This window comes from Polaribacter septentrionalilitoris, from assembly GCF_009832745.1.
GTDB classification, from domain to species: Bacteria; Bacteroidota; Bacteroidia; order Flavobacteriales; family Flavobacteriaceae; genus Polaribacter; species Polaribacter septentrionalilitoris.
On sequence record NZ_VRMJ01000033.1, the window covers coordinates 191,363 to 215,522 of the forward strand.

Below are 24,160 nucleotides of genomic sequence, written 5' to 3' on the forward strand. Positions count from 1 at the left end.
TTGTTGGATTTTTTCCAATAGTTAAAACAAATGATGCTTGCTATTTTTGATGTATCTTGGTTTGTTACAATTTTTAATATCGTTCATTTCCTTCTTTTTATGAACCCGAAACTTACTTCTAATTAGAGTTAATTCCGAAAAAACCTCATAAAGAAATCTTCGTCAAAAGTTTTTTATTCTAATTTGAGTTACCACGTCTACCAAAACCTTACCACTAAAATAATCGCTGTAACGCCTACTGATTTTGAGGTTTACCAGCTTCTCCATATTATAACCTGTTCTACCATTTTCTTTAGAAGTATTCACTTGATGGATGCTCAAAATTTAAGAAAATATGAATTGGGTAAACAAGAAATGAAAATTTCTATGCTGAAGAGGATTGCTGATGCCTTTGGAGTTTCTCCTTCAGAACTAATAAACTTTAACGAAGATTAATTTAAAAAAAATATTTAGCTCTATATTTTTTTTACTTTTGTTACTATCAGAGCTTCTATTCCAATTTAATTTAAGGATACAGCAAAATATACTTTTCTATTAATTCGGGTAAAATCGTGGGTAAAAAATAAAACAAAAAACCCTTAACCAATTTAAGGTTAAGAGTTTGTGAAAAATAATTGAGGTGTCGAGCGGATTCGAACCGCTGTAACTGGTTTTGCAGACCAGTGCCTAAGCCCCTCGGCCACGACACCTTTTTCTATTTAGGATTGCAAATTTACGGTTTTTTACAATTACTACAAGTATTTTTTAGTTTTTGATTTGCCAAGGTGGATTTTTTCTATTTTTTCCTCCATAAAACAATATAATCTGATTCTTATCTGGGTCTTGCAATCTAGCTTCACGCCATAACCAAGTTTTATCAGTTGGGATTTCATCAAAATTAATACCTAAACCTATTAATTTATCTACTTTATTATCTAAATCCTCACATTCAAAATAGACATAGATTCCATCTCCTTTTGGTAACTCTTCTACTTGATGTATTGAGAATGTAGCATCTCCATCAGGACAAACAAACCTTGCATAATGAGGTAATGCATTTACAATGAGCTCTAAACCTAATTTTTTATAAAAGATTATTGCCTTTTCAACATCTAAAGATGGAACAGTAATTTGGTTTAGATTCATTAAAATTTATCTTTTTTTAGATAAAATAATAACTACTTCTTCTACATTACCACCTATTGGCGGATTGATTTTAGCAACTGAAACTGTTGCTTTTTTTAACATAGAAATTTCTTTAAAAAAACGATTTAAAATACGTTGTGCAACTTCCTCTAATAACTTAGAACGAATGGCCATTTCTTCTTTTACAATATAATTTAAATGCACATAATCTACGGTATCTGCTAAATCATCTGTTTTTGCTGATTTTTTTAAATCTGCTTTTACCTCAACATCTACACGATACCAAGAGCCTATTTTTGCCTCTTCATCTAAGCAACCATGTAATGCATATATCTTAATATTGTTAACTCTTATTTTTCCCATTTATGCTTCTTTTTTAGATGCTGATTCAACTTTCTCCCACATTTTGTCAGAATTTAATCTGAATGAACCTAAATGCTGAAAACTACATTGCTCAGGAGCTATTATAGATAAAAATGATTCGTCTTTTTTGTTTTTATACAAATGATAGATTTCGCCAATATTGGGTTCAAAACTAAATTTAGCATTGTACACCAAGTCATTGTATTGAAACTTTTGCATTAAATCTTCATATTGCTGCTTTACCTCATCAAATTTCGATTTAAATTGTTTATTGACACGCTGAATTCCATCGTTTTTCCAACTTGCAGTGTTTAGTGGTTTAATAACTGGAGAACTTGCAGAGGTACCATAAGGCTTTAATGAAGCATCATATTGCTGACTTTCTTCATTGAAAACAACTAAATCTGGTTTTTTATTATCATTCTTCATAAAATGCAAAATTTACTTTAAAATAGTTCTTTTGTTATTCATTAAAGCGCATTGTTAATTTCTATCCAATAACCATCAGGGTCTTGTATATATAATTGATGAATACCGTCTTTTCTCACATAATCTTTAGTTATGGTATTCTTCCAATCTGAATATTCAATATTTAAAGCGTTTAAATGCTGAATAAAAGAATCTAAGTCTGAAGTTGACAAAGCAAAATGCACTGCTTTATTTGTTTTGACTTCAAGTTTTGGACGTGGAATAATGTGCAATTGCTTATTCTCTGCTAACAATAACCATCTTGTTTGAGAATTAGAAGCTGTATTTTCTATTTCTTTTAATCCAAAAACTTTTTGATAAAATGCAATAGATTCATCTACATTTTTTACAGAAATCGCTATATGGTTTAAGATAAAAGAAGACATGTCTTTATTTTAATGTTGTAAAAATACAACAATAAATAAGCAGTAAAACTCCCTTTTAGAAAACTTTAACGAGCAAATATTTGAAAACTCTACATAAGGTCGAGATGACAAAAAGGAATTAACTCGTGAAAAAATCGAATACGTTACTTATTGCACTTGTCTTTGTCTTATAAAATTCTGTATAAGTGCATCGTTCGCAAGTAACGCTTGTAAATTTTTGATTTTGGATATCGAAAATCTTTGACAATGTTCCTCCTGTTGCACGCATTTGCCCTAATTTATAATGTTTTGAATTGCACTTAGGGCAGGTGTAATTTCTAATTTGGTCGCTCATTGTAAATGTGTTTATTGATTAGATGCTGAAATTCTAATTTTGTTACAAGATAGTCAATAGCAATTTATTGGGTAATAAGTTAAAATAGATTCCGAAACAAGTTCGGAACTAATTCAACTAAAAATTTTACTTCATCTTTAATTCGTAAAATTTTAGTTTCATTGAGTATTTTACGTAATTTTGTTGCTTAATTTTTTTTGATAAAAGCATGTCTGAAGAGAGTAAATCGCTCAATTTTATTGAGCACATTATAGAAGAAGATTTGGCAAACGGTATGCCAAGAGAAAATTTGCGTTTTCGTTTTCCACCAGAGCCTAATGGCTATTTACACATTGGGCACACCAAAGCAATAGGGATTAGTTTTGGGTTAGGAGAAAAATACAATGCACCTGTAAACTTACGTTTTGACGATACTAATCCTGCTAAAGAAGAGCAAGAATATGTAGATGCTATTAAGCGTGACATTGCTTGGTTGGGTTATACTTGGGCAAACGAATGTTATTCTTCAGATTATTTTCAACAACTGTACGATTGGGCAATTTTATTGATAAAAGATGGTAAAGCCTATGTAGATTCTCAAACATCAGAAGAAATGAGAATTCAAAAAGGAACACCAACTGAGGCTGGAACCAACAGCCCTTTTAGAGATAGATCTGTAGCAGAAAACTTGGAATTATTTCAAGGAATGGCAGCTGGAAAATTTAAAGAAGGTGAACATACTTTACGTGCAAAGATTGATATGAGTTCTCCAAATATGCTAATGCGTGATCCTTTGATGTACAGAATTATGTACAAAACGCATCATAGAACTGGTGATGATTGGTGTATTTACCCAATGTACGACTGGACACATGGTGAGAGTGATTATATTGAGCAAATCTCGCATTCTTTGTGTTCTTTAGAGTTTAAACCTCATAGAGAATTGTACAACTGGTTTAGAGATCATGTGTACGAATACAGTGCTTCAGCTTTTCCATTTCCTCCAAAACAACGCGAGTTTTCTCGTTTAAATTTGAGTTATACCATTATGAGTAAACGTAAGTTACTAAAATTGGTAGAAGAAAATATTGTTTCTGGATGGGATGACCCAAGAATGCCAACAATTTCTGGTTTACGCAGACGTGGTTATACACCAGCATCAATTAGGAGTTTTGTAGAAACTGTTGGGGTTTCTAAACGTGAAAATATAATTGATGTTGCACTTTTAGAGTTTAAAATTCGTGAAGATTTAAACAAAAATGCACCTAGAGTAATGGCTGTTTTAGACCCTGTAAAAGTGGTAATTACCAATTATCCTGAAGATAAAACAGAGCTTTTAGATGCTAGTTATAACGATTATGAAGAAGGTTTTGGCAGCAGAGAAGTACCTTTTTCTAGAGAAATTTATATAGAAAGAGAAGATTTTAGAGAGCAAGCAAATAAAAAATTCTTCCGTTTAAAATTAGGGAAAGAAGTACGTTTAAAAAACGCGTATTTTATTACTGCCAATAGCTGTACTAAAGACGCTGATGGAAATATTACAGAAATACAATGTACTTATGATCCGTTAACAAAATCTGGAAGCGGAACAGAAGAAAGCAAACGTAAGGTAAAAGGTACTTTGCATTGGGTTTCTGTTAAACACGCTGTAAAAGCAGAAGTGAGAGCTTATGATAGATTGTTTTTAGATGAAGCACCAGATGCGCATAAAGACAAAGATTTTATGGAGTTTTTAAATCCGAATTCTTTAGAAATTATCAATGCTTTTGTAGAACCAAGTTTACAATCTGCAAAGGTTGGAGAGCGTTTTCAGTTTCAACGATTAGGGTATTTTAATGTTGATGATGATTCTACTGCTGATAATTTAGTATTTAACAAAACTGTTGGGTTACGTGATTCTTGGGGAGGGAAATAGTTTTTTAGAATAGAGAAATAAGAATAAAGACAAAAAATGATATGAAAAAGTTAATCGTTTTAAGTTTATTGATTTTAGCTTCTTGTAAAACTAAAATGAAAGTAGAAGTTGCTGAAGCAGAAATTTCTTGTGGTCAATGTCAGTTTGATTTAGATTCTGAAGATGGTTGTAGTTTGGCTGTAAAAGTACTAGACAAAGCTTATTTTGTAGATGGTTTTGATATTGATGATTTTGGTGACGCTCATGACAAACATACTGGTTTTTGCGAAGTTATTAGAACAGGTAAAATTGCAGGAACTATTGAAGATGGTAGTTTTAAAGCAGATCTTATAGAACTAAAAAAATAGTTTTTAGTGAATATTCAAAAAACATAAAAAATCCGAAGTTTGTTGACTTCGGATTTTTTTATGCTATAAATTGAGACTAGAAAATCAATCTAGTTATAATTATGGTGCAGGATTTGGTATTGCTGCATGTACTTCTTCAATTTCCTTTAGGGTTTCTTCGGATAAATTGATATGAATACTGCCAATATTTTCTTTTAATTGACTCATTTTTGTAGCGCCAATAATATTACTAGTTACAAATGGTAATTGGTTTACAAAAGCCAAGGAAAGTTCAGATAAGGTCATTCCGTTATTTTTTGCAATGACTTCATATTTTCTTACGGCGTCTAAAGAACCATCACCCATATAACGTGCTATAAATCTTGGGAATAGTGTTCCTCTAGCTCCTTTAGGTTTATTACCATCTAAATATTTCCCAGATAAAACACCTTGTGCCAAAGGAGAGTAGGCTAATAAACCAATGTTTTCTCGCATGGAAACTTCACTCATACCAACTTCATAACCTCTATGGATTAACGAATACGAGTTTTGAACAGTAACAGGTTTTGCTACATTTAATTTTTTAGCGGCTTCGATATATTTCATGGTACCCCAAGGTGTTTCGTTAGACAAACCATACGTTTTAATTTTACCTTGTTTTACCAAGTCGTTCAAAGTTTCTAGAATCTCTTCATAGTTTTCTACTTCACTATTTGCTGTTGCCAATGGAAAATCTCTAGTTCCAAAAACATTAACTCCTCTGTTTGGCCAATGTAATTGATACAAATCGATGTAATCTGTTTGTAATCTTTCTAAACTTTTGTCAATCGCCTCGAGAATATTTTTTTTGTTAATGCCTCCTTTTCTAATATGAGCAGTGTAATCTCCACCACCTGCAATTTTACTTGCCAAAATTACTTTATCTCTATTTCCTGTTTTCTTAAACCAAGTACCTATAATACGTTCTGTTTCTCCATAAGTTTCTGGACTTGCAGGCACAGAATACAATTCTGCAGTATCAAAGAAATTAACACCTTGTTCTAAAGCATAATTCATTTGTTGATGCCCTTCTGCTTCAGTATTTTGGTTTCCCCATGTCATGGTTCCTAAACATATTTTAGAAACTTTAAGGTCTGTATTAGGCAAAGTAGTATATTTCATTTTGTGGTATAATCGTTTATTTGTTAAATCTTGTAATTATTAAAAAACTAAATTATAACTTATTGGTCTTTAAAACAAAAAGCGTATAATTTTAAAAATTATACGCTCATAAGAATATGTTATAATTGAACTTCGATAAGCTCAGTTTTATATTAAGATTGTTAATTGTTCTATTTGAATTTTAGTTTAAAACTCCAACATTTCAACAATTACGCTTATTTCTGAATTGCTTCAATACCAGGTAAAGTTTTTCCTTCTAAACTTTCTAACATAGCACCACCACCTGTAGAAACATAACTTACTTTTTCTGCAAATCCAAATTGTTTTACAGCTGCAACAGAATCACCTCCACCTACTAAAGAAAAGGCTCCGTTTTTGGTTGCTTTATCAATAGAGTTTCCTAGCGCGATTGTTCCACCTGCAAAAGATTCCATTTCAAAAACACCTAAAGGTCCATTCCATAAAATTGTTTTTGATTCATTTACTACTTTATCAAAATTTTCTCTCGATTTTGGTCCAGCATCTAAACCTTGCCATCCATCTGGAATCGAATTAATGTCTAAAACTTGCGTATTTGCATCATTAGAAAAATCATCAGCTGCAATAACATCAACAGGAATATGAACCTGAACACCTTTTTCTTTGGCTTGTTTTAAAATATCTAAAGCTAACTCCATTTTATCATCTTCACAAATAGAATCACCAATAGTTCCTCCTTGTGCTTTTACAAACGTAAAACTCATTCCACCACCAATAATTAAATGATCTACTTTATCTAAAATATTTTCAATTACGGTAATTTTTGATGATACTTTTGCACCCCCTAAAATTGCCAATACTGGTTTCTCAGAATTGTTTAATACTTTATCAATACTAACAATTTCTTTGGCTAATAAGTTTCCAAAACACTTGTTTTCTGGAAAAAATTGGGCAACAATTGTTGTTGATGCATGTGCTCTATGGGCAGTACCAAAAGCGTCGTTTACATAGACATCTCCTAATTTTGATAATTTTTCTGCAAATGCAACATCACCTTTCTTTTCTTCTTCATAAAAACGTAAGTTTTCTAACAATAAAACTTCTCCTGATTCTAAATTTGCAACAGCTTCTTCTACTTTATCACCAATACAATCTGATACAAATTTTACAGTTACTCCTAAAATTTCTGTTGCCTTTTTTACAATGTGACCTAAAGAAAACTCATCTTGAAATCCTTTTGGACGTCCTAAATGCGACATTAAAATACAGCTTCCATCTTGTTCTAGGATGTCTATTATTGTAGATTTTGCAGCCTGAATTCTAGTTGCATCTGTTACCTCAAACTTGTCATTTAAAGGCACATTAAAATCAACACGAATTAATGCTTTTTTATTTTTGAAGTTAAAATCTTTTAGTGTTTTCATTTTTTTTGATTCTATTTTTAACAAAAATACCGATTTATTTAAGGAAAATCTACCTAGTTTTTAAAAATCTAAGTTAACGTTTGCGTAACTAGCCTATTAATTTTTTTGCATTCTTAAATTGATGAATTGCAGCATTTACAAATAAAATAGCGGCACTTATATAAGCGACAACATCAATATTATTGATTCGTGTTTTGTTGGCTATCGCTATGGCTATTAAAGCCCAAACACCTACAAATACAAAAGCTTTCATATTTCTTTTCCAAAGCACCAAAATGTTGATTATTGTAGCTACTACAATCATAACAATCGTCCATATTTCTGGAGAAATTCCGAATCCATTCCAATCTATTTTTATCAAATAAGACGATACGTTTGCTACACTTGCCACTGTTACCCAACCACTATAAATAGCAAATGGTAACCATATAAAAAAATGCGTTGCTTTTGATGCTTTTACAATTTGCATCTTATTATTGTCTACAATTTTAAGAAGCGAAAAAAGAAGTAGAAAAATAAAAACACATGACAAACCAGTATATTCGTATATCCATGCAAAAACCCATGCTGAATTTGCTACACAAGAAATTATAAACCAAAAACCTATTTTCTCAATAAAATCATCATTTTTAACCTTTACAAAAAGGCTTCTTCCTTGGTAAATTACAAAACAAAAAAGCAAAAGGTAAATTAAACCCCAAATAGAAAAAGCATATCCTGCTGGTGTAAAAAGTGAATTTAATTCTTGAGATATTTTACCTATGGTAGAATTGTTAAGAGCTCCTGTATTTGATAAATAATTGATAAATACAGTAGCAATAAATGCAACACCATTTGAAACTTGTAAATATTTTTTCATATTTGGTTATTTTGAATTTTAAAATTACAAAAAATCCATAATACTTAACGAAACCCTTATATTTGCCTATGCTTTTCAACCAAATTATCGGTCAAGAACATATTAAAAAACACTTGCAAGTTTCTGCTGAGAATGGCAGAATTCCTCACGCTCAATTATTTGTTGGTAAAGAAGGAAGTGGTACTTTACCAATGGCAATTGCTTATGCTCAATTTTTGCTTTGTCATTTTTCTGATACTACAGAAATCTGTAACTTAAAGTGTGATAAATTACAACATCCAGACTTGCATTTTGCTTTTCCTGTAACTTCTAACGAAAATGTAAAAAAGCATCCTGTTAGTAGTTTGTTTTTAGAAGATTGGAGAGAATTTATCGCTACACAACCTTATGGTAGTTTATTTAATTGGCTACAACATATTGGGGTTGAAAATAAACAAGGAATTATTGGGGTTGATGAAGCATCAGCAATTGTAAAAAAACTACAATTAAAAAGTTACGAAGGCGGTTTTAAAGTAATGATTATTTGGATGGCAGAAAAAATGAATATTGCAGCTGCTAATAAATTACTAAAACTGATTGAAGAACCTCCTGAAAAAACTGTTTTTTTATTGATTACCGAAAATGAAGAGCAGATTATCAACACCATAAAATCAAGATGTCAAGCCCTGCATTTTCCTGTTTTAAGCGAACAAGATATTGCCAATACTTTGGTGGTGAATCATCAAGTTGAAAATAAAGAAGCTGCAAAAATTGCACATCAAGCAGAAGGCAATTTTAATAAAGCATTGCATTTGTTACACAACGATTCTTCTGATCTTATTTTCGAAGAATGGTTTGTGGCTTGGATACGAACTGCATTTAGAGCCAAAGGAAATGCTGCTGTTGTGCAACAATTAATTGAATGGTCTGATACCATTGCAAAAACCGGACGTGAAACTCAAAAACGCTTTTTAGACTATTGTTTGCAATTTTTTAGACAAGCTTTATTGCTAAATTACAAATCTGAAAACTTGGTTTTTATGGAAACTAAATCAGGATTTGACCTTTCTAAATTTGCGCCTTTTGTGCATGCTGGCAATATTTTAGATATTGAAAAAGAACTTAATGAAGCCCTTTATCATATAGAAAGAAATGGAAATGCAAAAATTATTTTGTTAGATCTTTCTATGAAATTAACACGTTTTTTGCATAAAAAAGAGGATAAGGTTTAGAAGCTATTTCCAGCTTTTCACTATATCTTTTTTCTACTGTTCTCGATACAAATTTTTCATTCTTCAAAATTCACTCGAACTGATAGAAAAAAGGATGCCGTTTCAATCTGGGCTAAACTTGTTTGCTAGCTAATTTTTCAAAATTTACTCCTATATTTTTTTTGATTATCAGATTTCACTATAACATCGAAATGACATAGGAAATTACATCCCTTTTGCAACTCTTTTTGCAACATATAAATCTGCAATGGTTGGGTTTTCTGGGCAAGATTTTATTTGTTCAAAAATATCACCAGCTTTAACAAAACCTGTTTGTAATACTTTAAAATATACACCACAAAAAGTAGTATTCCAGAATTGTTTTACAATTTTCATATCATTAAAACGGATACCTAATTTGTAACATGGATTTCTTTGAACTGTAGCTTCTAAAATAGTTTCACCTACCTTAAACCTATCTCCTTGATAAATCATAGTTTCATCTAGGTCATCAATAGTTAAGTTTTCTCCAAAAATTCCATTTTTAAAAACTACATTTGGATGGAGTTCTTTAAAGTAGGCATAATGTTTTAGGGAATATCCGTAAACAGCCTGTAAAATTCCTCCGTGATTTTCTCTATCACAAATTGCATCATCTTTTACATCTTCTTTATCTAAGAAAATAGGTGTATCAACTGTATATTTAAAAATACCTGTGGTAACTTTTTTACCTTTCCAGTCAATTTCTTTACGTTCTCCAATATTTGTTGAAATTATTTTCACAAGATTACTTTTTAAACTTTTCTAAGGCTTTTTTGGTAAAATCAGACAAAACCAATTCACCAGAAACAGCAGCTCTTTCTGCTAATAAGCTGTTCCAATTTTCTGTACCTTTCCATAATGCTTTTTTCATTTCTGATAATGCATCAGGATTGTAAGAAGCCAGTTTTTCTGATAACAATGCTACTTCTTCATCCAATTCTTTTTGTGTTTCAAAAACCTTAGCATACAAACCTTTGTCTTTTGCCCAATATGCATTTTTCCACGAAGTTGCGTCAAGAGTTAATTCTGATGTTCCTGCAACTCCAATTTTACGAGTTACAGCAGGTTCTATAACAAAAGGACCTATTCCGATAGTAAATTCTGACAGTTTTACAGCTGCATGTTCTGTTGCCAAAACATAATCGCAAGCTGCTGCTAATCCTACTCCACCACCAACTGTTTTACCTTGAATTCTTCCAATAATCAATTTTCCACAAGTTCGCATTGCGTTAATGACATTTGCAAAACCTGAGAAAAATTGTTTGCCTTCTTCTAAATTAGAAATTGCAACCAATTCATCAAAAGAAGCACCTGCACAAAACGCTCTATCACCCTCAGATTTTAAGACGATAACAGCAACATCTTCATTCTGACCAACTGATATCAACTCTTTTCTCAATCTTTCTAACAATTCACTAGGAAATGAGTTGCTTGCAGGATGACCAAATTCTATGGTTGCTATCTTATTTTGAATTTGTGTGTATAAACTTCCGTTTTGTCTTGTTGTCATAAACGTTCTTTTTGTAAAAATAGGATTTTATCAGCTATTTGTCACTTTGAATGAAATTATTTAAAACGATAACGAAAAATAATTTTGTATTGAGAAGTCTTATTGGTTCTCGATACATTTTTCTTCATTCTTCAGAAAAACACTCGAACTGACAATTGTTATTTTTTGAAAAATTTCTTCGTAAACTCGCAATGACAACTTTTATGAATCATTATTTGCAAGTGGTAAAAACTCATTTCTAAATTTAACCACTAATGGTAAACCTCTAGCTAAAATCCAAAGGGTAAAAGCAATCCAAATTGCGGTTAATTTTAAATCGTAATAATCGAACAGTAATAATGTTGGAATAAAAATAAATCCTGTGGAAAGAATTAAAAGATTACGTAAATACTTCATTTTTCCCATTCCTTTAAACATTCCGTCAAAAATAAATGTAATAGCACTTATGGGTTGCGTTAGTAATACAATCCAAAAAACATCATAAAACTGAACTAAAACTTCAGCTTCTTTTGTAAAAATTTGTCCGATAAAATTGTAAAAAACAAAACCTAATCCCGCAATTAAACTTCCTGTTACAATTCCGTATTTAAACAACTTGTTGCTCAATGCAACTAAAGTTTTATAATCTTTTGCGCCCAATAATTTTCCTGATAAAATGTTTCCTGCACTTGAGTAACCATCAATCATAAAAGCACCCAATAGCCAAATATTAATTCCAATGGTATACGCTGCAATATATTCTTTTCCATAATCGGTGGCGTAGGCTGTTGCAAAATATAATGCAGTATTTAAAGCGATTGTTCTTATAAAAAGGTTTCCTATCATTCCTAATAAAGTCGGAATTTCCTCATGAAATGGTAACCCTATTTTTAAAGAAATAGAAGTCTTTTTTAACAGTAGCACTACTGCAATAATTGCCATCGTAATTTGCGCAATAACACTTGCATACGCAGCTCCTTCTATATTCATAGCAGGAATAAAACCTTCTATTCCGTAAACAAAAATGATATCTAACACAATGTTTAATAAAGCTCCAATAATGGCAATAATCATAGGATAATAGGTGTTTTGTAATCCTCTAAACGTTCCAAAAATTGCAAATACGAAGAGTGAAAATGGGAAACCAAAAATTCGAATTTTAAAATAAGTAATACAATATTCTAAAACAGCTCCTGATGCGTTGTAAAATTGAAATATTTGTTCTGCAAACGGATATGAAATTGCCAAAACCAACAAACTTCCTAAAACTACAATTGCTATGGCTTGAGCTGGTAAGCTTTTGATTTCATCCAACTTATTGGCACCCAAATATTGTGAAATTATAGAAGAAATTGCACTTCTAATCTGACCAAAAACCCAAATTAACATTGAAATAAACGCACCAACAATACCAACAGCAGCTAAACTTTCTGTGGCATTTTCATCAATATTACCAATAATTGCAGTGTCTGTAATAGACAACAAAGGTTCTGCAATACCAGCAATTAAAGCAGGTATAGCTAGTTTATTGATACTTTTTAAGCTAATATCTGTGCTCAAAATTTTATTTTTTTTTGCAAAGGTACATATCTAAAAAATGGAAAAGTAGCGGAATCATTGAAAAATAACTAACTTTGTACCCACCAAATTCGCTTACAATGAAAAACATCTTAGTACCTATAGGATCTACTGAAACTGCTCAAAATTCGTTGCAATACGCTATTGATTTTGCTGCAGATATAAACGCAAATGTTTTTGTCTTTAGAGCTTATAAAGCCAAATCTAAAGCAGGAACTATGATAAACGTAGATGCTATTATTGAACGTGAAACTAACTTGTACCTTCGTACAATGGTAAATGCTGTTGATAGAAAGAATGTTGATGTAAAATTAATTTCTGCTAAAGGTAGTGTTGTTGAAAGTGTTGAAACTATTGATGAAGAGTTAGGTATTGATTTGATTATTGTAAACACCAAAAGTAATTCTATTAAAGAAGAAGTTTTCTTAGGTAGTACTACTGGAAGCTTGGTGAAAAAAACCAATATTCCTGTTTTAAGTGTTCCTCCAGGATACAAATATGAACCAATAAAAAGTGTATTATTGGCATTTAAGTCTGGAATTGTAAATAGTAAAACAGCTTTGAATCCTTTGAAATCTATTGCAAAAAAGTTTACCCCTCAAGTAAATTTATTATTGGTTAAAACTGCTAGTTTTGCTGAAAAAGATTTGGTTTTAAATCAAGATTTAACTGAGTTGCAAACTTCGTTTACTACTACTGAAAATGCAACGACTTTTCAAGGTGTTTTAGAGCATTTTAAAACACATGAACCTGATTTATTATGTGTTTTTAGACGTAAACGTGGATTTTTTACCAAACTTTGGGAAAAAAATACAGTTCTTAAACAAGAGTTTCATACTTCAAGACCTTTATTGATTTTAAAGGGAGAATAATTAGTACTTTAAATCAGCAGGTTCTATAAACGGAATTTCGAGATTGTAAATTTCTTTAATGTAGTTTTTGATTTCATCAATAAAATCATTCAATCTTTCTTCTGAGATTTCAAAATCTGGTTTTCTATAATTTGATGAAAAATTAACCGATAAAAATCCACTTTTTAGATTTTTAAAAGAATAAATTCCAGCTTCTAATGATTGAGTAAAATTGTATTTTTTACTTTTTGTAAATAAATAGGCATACAATAACACCTGAATGGCTTTGTGATGTTTTTCATCCCTTAAACTCTTATAATCTGTTACTCTTAAATTGGTTCCAGAAACCATTCCTGTTTTATAGTCGATTATTCTAAGTGTTCCATTGAGTTCATCAACCCTATCTACTTGACCGTGAATTTTTATTGGAAAATCGAATCCATCAATTGTAAGCTCTGTAGACAAATTTTCTTCTGTTGCCAAGATTTTAAGTCGATTATTCTCGTCTTTTAGTACTTCCTTTTCTTGTGATAAAAAGTTTATTACAAAACGATTGGCAACCTCAAAAATCAGACGATTTCTACCTGTGGTAATATCACCATTTTTAAATTCCTTTTTAAAGTGTTTAACAACTAAATCTTTGGCTTTGGTTTCCATCCATTTGATGTTTTCTAAAGTCAAGTAACTATTTACAAAAGGTGTGTATAATTCGTCTAAAGTTTCGTGAACAACAGTTCCTAAGGTGTTATAAGCGACAGTTTCTTCTACATCATCAAACTCTTTAATTCGCAATACTTTTTGTTTGTAAAAAGCAATTGGGTTATATAAGTAATTGGTTAATGCAGAAGGAGAAATGCCCTTTTTGGCCAATTCTTTTAAGGAGGTTAAAATGGTTTCATCTTTACTTATTTCTTTTAAAGTTATATTTTGAGGAATTACTTTTGGTGAAATTGTTTTATGAGTAATGTCTGTCCTCATCATTTCCAATTGTGTCACAAATCTACTTTTTTCTCCACTACCAAAGACATCATGTTCTGTGTTATAAATGATAAAAACATTTTTTGCTCTTTGTAATAATCTAAAAAAGTGATAAGAAAAAATAGCATCTTTTTCTCTATAAGTTGGCAAATTAAATTCTAATTTCACATCAAAAGGAATGAATGAATTTTGCTGACTATTGGCAGGTAAAACACCTTCATTTGTAGAAATTAAGATGATATTTTCAAAATCTAACACACGTGTTTCTAACATCCCCATTAACTGTAAACCTCTTAAAGGTTCTCCTTGAAAGGATAAATTTTCTGAGGATATCAATTGCCTAAAAAATTGCGCTAATGTTTTTAAATCTGGAAAATATTGATATTCTTTTTGAAGAATTTTTAGTTGATTAAAAGCCGAATAAAACCGAAACAATTGTTCTTTTTCTAAATTAGTTACTTCTTCTTTTAATAGATCAATAACTGCTAAAATTCGATCTAAAAATTCATCAACAGTAACTATTGGTTTAAAAATTGATAAAATGGTGTTTTTACTGTTTTCATCTACCTCTTTAAAAAAAGAAAACAAAAAATTTTCATTGATAAATGTCTGATTTTGTTTGGCAACCTCATCAGAAAAATTATCAATATTGGGTAATAATTTATAAAAGGATTGATGTTTTAGAACGCTAATTACATCTTTATAATAAAACTCATTTATTGCTATTTTTTGCAACTTTTCTTGCGAAATAAACAATTGAAATATTGAAAAAATAAGACTTGTAGTAGGCACATCTTTTAACGGATAACCCATTGTAATGTTAATCGCATTGATGTTTTTTGGTAAGGAGTTTAACGTTATTGGCAACAAGGTTTCGTCTGATAAAACTAATGCTGTATTGGTAAAATCATTAAATTTTTCTAAAATCTCTCCAGCATATTTTACTTGAGTAGTGTTTTTTGGTGCACCAATTACTTGAATGTTTTTTGGTGCCGCAAAGGTATTTCCAAGTGTTTTTAACGCATTATTTTCATAATACTTCCACTCTTGTTTGTATTTTCTGATGAATTTACCGGCTTGATGATTGGCGTTGAAAAAAGTAGTATCAATGTCCCAATACATCTCAGAATTGCCTAATGCTAACACTTTTTGAAACAACAATTCTTCCGCTTTGTTTAGCGCATTAAAACCAATAAAAAAGAATTTTTTTGTAGCGTTTTTATCAAGATAATCATCAATTTTTTTACATGATTCTCTATAAATAAGGCCCTGATAACCAATGTTTTTTTTCGTTAAAAAAACATATAACGCATTGTAATACGTATTTAATTGTTCTAAAAACGAGTAATGATCTTTCATTAATTCGGTTTCCTTAAACTCACCTTTTACAGACCATTTTCGCAATCTTTGAATATCTCTTAAATAAATAAAAATTTCTTTAGCATTTACTAAATGCTGATCAATTTCATTAAAATCTTGTAATACTGTAACCGCCCAAGAAGCAAATACATCAAAAGTTACAGGTTCTTTTTCTATAGTTTTGTAAATGGAGTAAAAATGAAATAATAACTGAATACTATCTGCTTTTTCAATTCCAGAAATTTGATTGATAAATTGCTCAACATTTAAAATTTGAGGTAAAAACCCAACTGTAATTTTATCTTTAAACGTTTGTTTTACAAATACTTTTGCTCTTTGTGATGGCAAGACAAAAACAACATCTTCAAAAGAAGTGTTACTTTTTAAAATATCATCTATAGTTTCAGAAATAAAGGATTGCATCAATTTTTGGGTATCATTTTGGTTTTCTAAATTACAAAAACTTACTTTTATACTTCTTTAATCTTAAAATTATTTTTGATGCAAAATGAATTGAATGTTGTTGGTATTCAAGCTGATTTGGTTTGGGAAAATCCAGAAAAAAATCGTGCTTTTTTTGAAGCTCAAATCAATAACTTAGAAAATGTTGATTTGGTAGTTTTACCAGAAATGTTTACCACTGGTTTTACAATGCATCCTTCAACAATTGCAGAAAAAATGGATGGAGCATCAATTTCTTGGATGCAGCAAATCGCCAAAGAAAAAGATCTTGCGATTACTGGAAGTTTGGTTATTGTTGATAAAAATAATTATTACAATCGTTTGGTTTTTGTGCATCCTTCTGGAAAAATTGAAACCTATGACAAAAGACATTCGTTTACTTTGGCAGGTGAGGATAAAGTCTATACTTCTGGAACTGATCAACTCATTGTAAATTACAAAGGATGGAAAATTTGTCCGTTAATTTGTTATGATTTACGTTTTCCGGTTTGGGCAAGAAACACAGAAAATTATGATGTATTAATTTACATGGCAAATTGGCCCATAACTAGAATCAAAGCTTGGGACACACTTTTAAAAGCCAGAGCTATCGAAAATATGTGTTATACAATTGGCGTAAACAGAACAGGAAAAGATGCTAATGATTATCAATATTCTGGAAATTCTCTGATTGTTGATTATTTAGGTGAAGAACTGTCTAATTTAAAAGCTAATGAAATAGGGATTCTAAACGCAACTTTGCGAAAAGACAATCAAGAAAAAGTTCGTGGAAAATTAGGTTTTTTGAATGATAGAGATATTTTTAAAATAATTGAGTAACTTTTTTTAATCTGCTATATGGGCATCTTTTTTTAATGGCAAATCAATATTTTACTTTCTAATACCTTATTATAAATTACGTTGTTTAAGTATTTCTTCTAAATCTGTATTCTTTTTTGAGTTTTTAATCATTTTAAAAATAAAAAAGACAGGAAATAACATTGGTATAAAAAATCCTAATCTTTTTTTTGGAGAAAGTAACCAAGCAACAATTCCAAAAATTAATATTCCTACCAAAAAACCAATCATTAATGCATGTATAATTTTAGATTTTTGTAGTTTCTTTTTTTCAATTAGAAGTTCATCGTTTGATAATTTTAAAAAATCCTTTTTTTCTATATCTGCTGATTTTATAATAAACTGAAATATTATATAAAACTAAAATAATCTATTTACATAAATGCTAAGCATAGCATTAACTTGGTTGCAACATCCACTTGAATTTAAAATCGGTATCTGGAACCACAATTCTTTCTGTAATTCTATACATTCTATCTGGTAGTTTCATTAAGTAATCACGTGCTTTTTCTGCCTCTGGAGTAAGGTTGGTAATTTTATCGATTTCCCAAGCTTCATTTAATTTTCTTAAGATATCTACATAATCGAAACCTGTGTAAACTCCTAATCTTTGTGCTACTACAGAGAAATCATCAAACAAGGTGCCTTTTGCGTTAAAAGACTCTCTTAAATGCATTGCAGGCATTACAATTTTATGTTTCATCATATGATGAAAAGCCAACATCATTTCGCTTGCATCTATCTTAAAAATTTCTCTTACAAAATCTGTATATGCTTTATGATGACGCATTTCATCACCTGCAATAATTTTAGACATTTTTGCTAATGCTTTATGTCCTTTTTTACGCGCAATTTTTGCAACATTGTTATGAGAAACATAAGTAGCCAATTCTTGAAAACTGGTATATACAAAGTTTTTATAAGGATCTGTTGAGGTACCTATATCAAAACCGTCTGCAATTAAATGCTGTGTAGAAATTTCTACTTCACGCATATTTACACGACCTGATAAATACAAATATTTATTTAATACATCTCCGTGTCTATTTTCTTCTGCTGTCCAGGTTCTTACCCATTTTGCCCAAGAATTGTCTGGGTCTTGAGAAACGCCATCTAAATCTAACAACCAAGATTCGTATGTTGGTAATGCTTCTTCTGTAATGGTATCTCCTACTAAAACAATCCAAAAATCATCATGCAAATCTTTTGATAATTCTCTGATTTCTTCAACTTCTGAGATGAAAGAATCTTTCTGAGAATTTGGTAAAAAATCTGTAGGTTGCCAAACTTTTTCTGGTGTTATTAAGTATTTATCTACGAAGCCTTGCATGTTCTTTTCTAAAGTTTGCATTACTTCTATTCTGATGTTTTTTATCGACATAATCGTTATTTTATGTGTTCTTTAATGACTTTTTCGGTCTTTTCTAAGAGTTCTTCAAAAGGTAAAGAATCAATTTTGATAGGTTCGTGTGTAGTAATTGTCATTGGACTTCCTATACCTAAAGGAAATTTTCCATATTTGAATACTTTCCAAGAATTGTTTATCGTTAAAGGTACAACATATCCATCTTTATTGAACTTCGCAATCACTTTTAATCCGTTTGAAGAGAACTTTTTTGGTACTCCATTTCTACTTCTTGTTCCTTCAGGAAAAATAATGGCTCCCCATTTATTTTTATGAATTCGTTTAGAAAACTTAACCAACTCACCTATGGCTTGTTTTGGATCTTTTCTGTTGATTAACGCTGCACCACCATTTCTTAAATTATAAGAAACACTTGGTAACCCTTTTCCTAATTCTATTTTGGCTACAAATTTTGGTTTATGCTTTCTAAAAAACCATCCTATTGGTGGAATATCAAAGGTTGATTGATGGTTTGACACAAAAATCAATGTGGTGTCTTCTGGTAATTTATGTTTGTTGATTAAACGAACTGGAACCCCTATAATCAACATTGATTTTACTAGAAAAAAGTTCAATGCATTAATTACTTTATCATGTGCTCCTCTACCAAATACATTTAAACTTAACCATTGTAATGGATGGAAGATGACTAAGAATAAAAAAAACACCAATGCAAAGATTGGTGATAATATGTAACTTAAGATTTTCATTTTTTAAAACCAGTTATTCCAAGGGATTCTTGATAAAATCAACACTAATGCAATTCCATAAAAGATAACAAAAGTTTTGAACTTTGCAGCATCTTCTGTCTTTTTCTTGTGTTTAGACCAACCTATGGTGATTAAAACAATTGCGATAATCATCATTAATGGATGCTCTACAGCCAACAGTCTTGCAGTTTTATCTCCCATGACATCTCCTGTTCCAGATTTTAAAGCTTTAAACCAAGGAGACATAAAATACCATCCTAAACCAATTAACAGCTGAATATGAGATACAATTAAGGTAAATAGCCCAAATCGTAAATCTTTATCTGTAAATTCTTTCTTTTGAGATAAACCAATAATTGCGTTTACCACAGTAAAAATTAAAATTGCTAAAACAATATATGCCCAATAGGAATGAATTTGTACCATAATAGTAGTTTTTTGAGACTGTAAAGTTATCATTTTAAAAATAAAAAAACCACCTCATTTGAGGTGGTTTTTAAAATTTTGTTTAAGAAAATTTTACTGTTTTACAAAAACACCACCTGTTTTAATAAGGTTCATTGTGTTTTCTCCAGTAGCACCATCGTAAATTACATAGGTAACTGCATATTTTTGCCCTTCTTCTGCAGAAGGGTTAATGTTATTTAATAACGCATTAAACGCTTCTAAAAGCATGTCATCGTTCCAGTAATTAGAACTGCTTTCTCTTCTGTCAAAACTTCCGAAAAAGCCAACATTATCTGCAGGACCTGGATAAGTAGTTATAAATTCATTAGAAATATATGCTATATCTGCAGCTGTAAGTGTATATTTAATTGTGTTATCTGGCACCCAATTTGTACCATCATGACCCAATTGTAGTTGAGTTTCTATAACAGTTGGTATTGCATTCCAAACTGTACCATCAAAAACAAAGTTTACATTTCTTTGACTTACACCACTACTAAAGTAATCGTATTGAACTGCTACAAAGTCGTCAGGTTTTGCAAATGGATATAAAGTTTTTAAGTAAATTCCTATATTGTACACAGCTTCATCTCTATCATCAAAATTAGGAAAACGTTGCCCCATCAAAGTATATTCTGCTCTAGTAAAAGTTACTGGTGCAGCCCATTCTTCTGCTAAAGTAAATCTCATAGTAGCATCTTCTAAAGCAAAAGTATATAGCTCATAAGTTTTGGCACTAAATAAATCATAAGCATTCCCATTCTTAACAACTAACATTGTTCTTGTAGAATCGAAACCTTCCCAAACAGCATAAGTTACTCTATAAATATCGCCATCTACTGCAGCCGGGAAATTAGCAAGTAAAATAGTTTCTATTTTTGCTCTTCTAGATTCTATAGTTTCTTCACCTCTGCCTTCTCTAATATCAAAGTTATCAAATTGCCCATTACCTACAGAATCAAAATCTGCCTCGGTTAAAGTATAATCTGTTGTTTTTGCTGGGTCTGGAGCATTATCTGTTAGTATAACTTCCATATCCAAGTTTACGGTTTCAAAATCGTTATTAAAAGCGTCGTAAGTTACTTTGTATTTAGCTCCAAAATCGGCATCAGGAAAATTATTTAGTAAGATAGTTTGAATTTTTACTCTTCTTGCTTCTATAGTTTCTTCATCTCTACCTGTTCTAATATCAAAATTATCGAAACGACCATTACCTACAAAATCATAATCATCATCGTTTAATGTATATGATGTAATAGTTGGCTCTGCTTTGTAAGTTAAATCTACTACAGTTCCTTTTGCTTCACTCGGAAATTTGTAATCGAAAAAATCATTGTAATCTCCAGCATCATTTAAACTGGTTAACCCAATTGCAGAATAGTCTGCATCTGTTACAGTATAACTTTCATATTTAATTGGGCTAAATAGTTTATATGTAACTATTGCTGATGAAGATTGAGCTATTGTACCATCCGGATTATAAGTTACACCTAATTGTGGGTAATTTTCTGCTAAAAATCCTGGTAGAGCTTCTTTGGCATCATCTACAGAGCTAAAGTTACCAAAACTTAAACCTAGTTCTTCGTAATCTTCATCGGTTAAGGTTAAGACTAAATCATCTACAAGTTTATCATTAGCTGTTAATGCATCTACTTCTTGATTTATATCCTCTAAAGGATTACATGAAGTAAATACCAACGCTGTAATTGCGAATAAATAAAATATTTTTTTCATTTTGTTATTTTTTTAAAAGTTAATTTTTGCTCCTACACTAAATGTTCTACCAAAACCATAATAAACATTTGCTGTAGTTGCATTAGAATCTCTACCATCTTGTGCATCTGCAATATATGTAGTGTCAAAAATATTGTTTACTCTTGCAATAATTGACGTATCAAAGTTGCCTATTTTAAATTCATGTCTTATGGCAGTATCAAAAACGTCGTATGATGGTACTTTCCAAGCATCTGGACCTGGAGTTCCTCTGTCACTTGGGTCATAATCTGCATATAAATCTGCAAAGTGATTATAATCTAAAGTAAATGTCGTTTTTTTAGTTAAATCATAATTTAAACCTAAAGCAAACGTAGTTTGTGCTGCATCACCAACATGAACATCTTTAATAAACAAGTCTACAGTTTCTACTAAATTATTTTCTTCATCAAAAATTTGTACATCTTTAATATCATTTGCCCATCTCCAATCACCTAAAGATGCCATACCTGTTATTCTTAAATTATCTGTTGCTCTGTATATAAAGTCTACTTCTACACCTTGATGAATTGCGTTTACCCCCAATACATTTGCAGTTGCTCTAGTACCATCTGGTTGTTGAAAACCAATAGTTTCTGTTCTATCATTCCAATTAGTTCTATATACGTTAACATTACCTGTTAATTTAGAACTTCTATAGGTATACCCTAACTCGTAACTTGTAATTTTTTGGTTCGGTGCATCCTCGTTTGTATTTGTATTACTGTTAAAATCTACAAATACGGCTCTAAAAAAAGGTGCTCTTTCAAAATAACCGATGTTTGCAAAAATACCATGATTATCATCTAAGTTATAGTTTGCACCACCTTTAGAACCAAAACCTGTAAAACTAAATTTCTCTGAAGTTTGTCCGGGATCTGAATCTAAATAATTAAAACGATCAACTCTTTGGTAAGATGTTGTAGATAAATTTAGAGAAACAAATGCAGATAAATCGTTTTTTGAATATTCCATTTGTGCAAAACCTCCTAACCAATCTACTAAACCATCATTGTCGTATAATATTTTATCTCCTGTCTGTGCCAACTTTGTTGGGTTATTAATATCACTATCATCAGCAAAATACTGACCACCTAATAAATCTGTTAATTCAGTAAAGTGAATACCTTTATAACCTCTGTAATCAATACCAGTTAAAAATGATAACTCATCATTTATCTCTGTTTTTATAGTTGATAAAATACCATACCAATTATGGTCATTTCTTGATGCTCTTAGAATAGATTCTGACCCTTGTGTTCCTCGTGCTATGTTTTCATCAACAATTTTATCAAAATTGATTGTTCCAAAGTTTCCAATTCTGTAGTTAGCGTCATCAAAACGGAATTTATTAACACCAGAGAAACCACCTCCACCACCTGAACCAAAAGAAACGTAGGCTGCTGTAGAGATAAATGTTTTATCACTTAAGTTCCAATAATGGTTTAAAGATATTTGTGGTTTGTGATAAAAATTGTCTTCTGAGTTTGTTAATTGACCATTTTTATAACCCCAATCTGAGTTGTATTTTCTACCTCTTTCACTACCTCTAAAAGTAGCGATTCTATGTCTATTTTGTCTTTGGCCATGTCTTTGTTTAGCTCCAAAAGCCGTTAAAGATAATTTATGCGCATCATTAAATTGTTTGGTAATATTTATAAAATAATTAAAACCTGTAAACGGTGTTCCATCTACATAACCTTCTCCAGAAGTCTGAGCAGCAGAAACAGAAACAGCTACACCATTATCCATTAAACCTGTAGAATATGTTAATCCATACTTTTGGTATCCATCATTTGCTAAAGCATAACTAAAGTTTCCACCTTCTTCAACATCTGATGTTTTTGTTAAAATATTGATGGTACCTCCAATAGAAGGGACTGCTACTTTGGATGCACCTAAACCTCTTTGAACTTGCATTGCAGAAGTTACATCTCCTAAACCTGCCCAGTTAGACCAGAATACACGTCCATTTTCCATATCATTTACTGGTACTCCGTTAATCATTACAGCAACGTTTTCAGAGTTAAAACCACGTAAATTGATACGTCCATCTCCATAACCACCTCCTGCTTTGGTTGCATATACACCAGGAGTTGATTTTAGAATTTCCGGAAATTCTTGAGTTCCTAATTTTAACTCAATTTCTGCAGCTTTTACCGTAGATACGGCAACTGGAGTTTTTCTATCTATTGCAAATGAGTTCGAAACGATTACTATTTCTTCTAAAATAGCATCTTCTTCTAACCTGATGTTTCCTAAATTAGGTTTAGCAGAAGAAAAAATAACTTCTCTTGATTTAAAACCAATAAAAGATACTACAATAGTACCTGAACTAGTTTTAGCATTCAACACAAATTCACCATCAAAATTGGTAGTTGTACCATTTGTTGTTCTTTTTATAAGAACACTTGCTCCTGGTAAAGGTTGGTTTGTATCATCTACAACTATACCAGTAATTTTAGTTTGCCCTAAAACAGTAACTGTTACAAAAAACAGGGCTAAAAATAATAAGTTTTTAAAATTTTTCATTGTTTAATTTTATATTTGAATTGTCCTACAAAACTCTCTCTTTTGCAGGTTTGATGTGTTAACTCAATGTTAAGATTTAACAAAAAATTAAGACAATGAAAAGTAAGTAATTTGGTTTTTATAAATGAACACCAACAAAATAAATATTAACAGATTTATTAACAAAACACTAAGAAATGGTAAAAGTTTTGAATTATTTTTTCTGAAAT

24 protein-coding genes and 1 tRNA gene are annotated in these 24,160 nt (G+C 30.8%); 6 read left to right on the plus strand and 19 right to left on the minus strand.

Annotated elements, in window-relative coordinates; all coding sequences use genetic code 11:
• The first annotated feature begins 183 nt into the window (after positions 1–183).
• Positions 184–435, plus strand: a complete 252-nt coding sequence (locus FP421_RS08035) for a helix-turn-helix domain-containing protein (RefSeq protein WP_159949423.1) — start codon at positions 184–186, stop codon at positions 433–435.
• Between the two features lie 182 nt (positions 436–617).
• Here FP421_RS08035 and FP421_RS08040 read toward each other — a convergent pair.
• The 6 genes from FP421_RS08040 to FP421_RS08065 form a co-directional block, all read right to left on the minus strand.
• Positions 618–689: transfer RNA gene (locus FP421_RS08040), tRNA-Cys, on the minus strand.
• A 55-nt stretch (positions 690–744) separates the two neighbouring features.
• The gene (locus tag FP421_RS08045) at positions 745–1,125 is read right to left on the minus strand and encodes a VOC family protein (protein ID WP_159949425.1); all 381 of its coding nucleotides are present in this window, start codon (positions 1,123–1,125) and stop codon (positions 745–747) included.
• Between the two features lie 6 nt (positions 1,126–1,131).
• Positions 1,132–1,488 (minus strand): dihydroneopterin aldolase, encoded by a 357-nt coding sequence (gene folB / locus FP421_RS08050; RefSeq protein WP_159949427.1) that lies wholly within the window; start codon positions 1,486–1,488, stop codon positions 1,132–1,134.
• Entirely contained in the window at positions 1,489–1,917 is a 429-nt protein-coding gene (locus FP421_RS08055; protein WP_159949429.1) for a DUF2452 domain-containing protein, read from the minus strand.
• Positions 1,918–1,958: 41 nt separating this feature from the next.
• Positions 1,959–2,342, minus strand: coding sequence for a VOC family protein (locus FP421_RS08060; RefSeq protein ID WP_159949431.1), 384 nt, complete (start codon positions 2,340–2,342; stop codon positions 1,959–1,961).
• Positions 2,343–2,460: 118 nt separating this feature from the next.
• On the minus strand, positions 2,461–2,676 hold the full coding sequence (locus FP421_RS08065) for a zinc ribbon domain-containing protein (protein WP_159949433.1): 216 nt from the start codon (positions 2,674–2,676) through the stop codon (positions 2,461–2,463).
• Positions 2,677–2,884: 208 nt separating this feature from the next.
• Between FP421_RS08065 and FP421_RS08070 the strand changes: the two genes are divergently transcribed.
• Both FP421_RS08070 and FP421_RS08075 read left to right on the plus strand, forming a co-directional pair.
• Entirely contained in the window at positions 2,885–4,570 is a 1,686-nt protein-coding gene (locus tag FP421_RS08070) for a glutamine--tRNA ligase/YqeY domain fusion protein (RefSeq protein ID WP_159949435.1), read from the plus strand.
• Between the two features lie 41 nt (positions 4,571–4,611).
• On the plus strand, positions 4,612–4,917 hold the full coding sequence (locus FP421_RS08075; RefSeq protein ID WP_159949437.1) for a DUF6370 family protein: 306 nt from the start codon (positions 4,612–4,614) through the stop codon (positions 4,915–4,917).
• A 99-nt stretch (positions 4,918–5,016) separates the two neighbouring features.
• Here FP421_RS08075 and FP421_RS08080 read toward each other — a convergent pair whose 3' ends face one another.
• The 3 genes from FP421_RS08080 to FP421_RS08090 form a co-directional block, all read right to left on the minus strand.
• Positions 5,017–6,057, minus strand: coding sequence for an aldo/keto reductase (locus FP421_RS08080; protein WP_159949439.1), 1,041 nt, complete (start codon positions 6,055–6,057; stop codon positions 5,017–5,019).
• 215 nt (positions 6,058–6,272) lie between these two features.
• On the minus strand, positions 6,273–7,460 hold the full coding sequence (locus FP421_RS08085; protein ID WP_159949441.1) for a phosphoglycerate kinase: 1,188 nt from the start codon (positions 7,458–7,460) through the stop codon (positions 6,273–6,275).
• 88 nt (positions 7,461–7,548) lie between these two features.
• Entirely contained in the window at positions 7,549–8,319 is a 771-nt protein-coding gene (locus FP421_RS08090; protein WP_159949443.1) for a tryptophan-rich sensory protein, read from the minus strand.
• Positions 8,320–8,387: 68 nt separating this feature from the next.
• Between FP421_RS08090 and FP421_RS08095 the strand changes: the two genes are divergently transcribed.
• On the plus strand, positions 8,388–9,530 hold the full coding sequence (locus FP421_RS08095) for a DNA polymerase III subunit (protein WP_159949445.1): 1,143 nt from the start codon (positions 8,388–8,390) through the stop codon (positions 9,528–9,530).
• A gap of 204 nt (positions 9,531–9,734) precedes the next feature.
• Here the strand turns inward: FP421_RS08095 and FP421_RS08100 are convergent, their stop codons facing one another.
• From FP421_RS08100 to FP421_RS08110, 3 genes are all read right to left on the minus strand, one after another.
• Positions 9,735–10,292, minus strand: coding sequence for an MOSC domain-containing protein (locus tag FP421_RS08100; RefSeq protein ID WP_159949447.1), 558 nt, complete (start codon positions 10,290–10,292; stop codon positions 9,735–9,737).
• Positions 10,293–10,296: 4 nt separating this feature from the next.
• A complete protein-coding gene (locus FP421_RS08105) occupies positions 10,297–11,061 on the minus strand; it encodes an enoyl-CoA hydratase/isomerase family protein (protein WP_159949449.1) in 765 nt (254 codons plus the stop codon).
• A gap of 201 nt (positions 11,062–11,262) precedes the next feature.
• Positions 11,263–12,600, minus strand: coding sequence for an MATE family efflux transporter (locus FP421_RS08110; RefSeq protein ID WP_159949451.1), 1,338 nt, complete (start codon positions 12,598–12,600; stop codon positions 11,263–11,265).
• A 98-nt stretch (positions 12,601–12,698) separates the two neighbouring features.
• Here FP421_RS08110 and FP421_RS08115 point away from each other — a divergent pair, with 98 nt between their 5' ends.
• Entirely contained in the window at positions 12,699–13,490 is a 792-nt protein-coding gene (locus tag FP421_RS08115) for a universal stress protein (protein WP_159949453.1), read from the plus strand.
• Here the strand turns inward: FP421_RS08115 and FP421_RS08120 are convergent, their stop codons facing one another.
• Entirely contained in the window at positions 13,491–16,229 is a 2,739-nt protein-coding gene (locus FP421_RS08120; RefSeq protein WP_159949455.1) for a PD-(D/E)XK nuclease family protein, read from the minus strand.
• A 78-nt stretch (positions 16,230–16,307) separates the two neighbouring features.
• Between FP421_RS08120 and FP421_RS08125 the strand changes: the two genes are divergently transcribed.
• Positions 16,308–17,087, plus strand: coding sequence for an amidohydrolase (locus tag FP421_RS08125; RefSeq protein ID WP_159949457.1), 780 nt, complete (start codon positions 16,308–16,310; stop codon positions 17,085–17,087).
• A 69-nt stretch (positions 17,088–17,156) separates the two neighbouring features.
• Here the strand turns inward: FP421_RS08125 and FP421_RS08130 are convergent, their stop codons facing one another.
• The 6 genes from FP421_RS08130 to FP421_RS08155 form a co-directional block, all read right to left on the minus strand.
• A complete protein-coding gene (locus FP421_RS08130; protein WP_236548077.1) occupies positions 17,157–17,336 on the minus strand; it encodes a hypothetical protein in 180 nt (59 codons plus the stop codon).
• Positions 17,337–17,502: 166 nt separating this feature from the next.
• Complete coding sequence (locus FP421_RS08135; RefSeq protein WP_159949459.1) at positions 17,503–18,486, minus strand: acyl-ACP desaturase; 984 nt, start codon at positions 18,484–18,486, stop codon at positions 17,503–17,505.
• Between the two features lie 5 nt (positions 18,487–18,491).
• Complete coding sequence (locus FP421_RS08140; protein ID WP_159949461.1) at positions 18,492–19,220, minus strand: lysophospholipid acyltransferase family protein; 729 nt, start codon at positions 19,218–19,220, stop codon at positions 18,492–18,494.
• A 3-nt stretch (positions 19,221–19,223) separates the two neighbouring features.
• Positions 19,224–19,646: a hypothetical protein gene (locus FP421_RS08145; RefSeq protein WP_159949924.1), complete on the minus strand. Its 423-nt coding sequence runs from the start codon at positions 19,644–19,646 to the stop codon at positions 19,224–19,226.
• 93 nt (positions 19,647–19,739) lie between these two features.
• Positions 19,740–21,401, minus strand: a complete 1,662-nt coding sequence (locus FP421_RS08150; RefSeq protein WP_159949463.1) for a hypothetical protein — start codon at positions 21,399–21,401, stop codon at positions 19,740–19,742.
• 12 nt (positions 21,402–21,413) lie between these two features.
• The gene (locus FP421_RS08155; protein WP_159949465.1) at positions 21,414–23,951 is read right to left on the minus strand and encodes a TonB-dependent receptor; all 2,538 of its coding nucleotides are present in this window, start codon (positions 23,949–23,951) and stop codon (positions 21,414–21,416) included.
• Positions 23,952–24,160 lie beyond the last annotated feature (209 nt).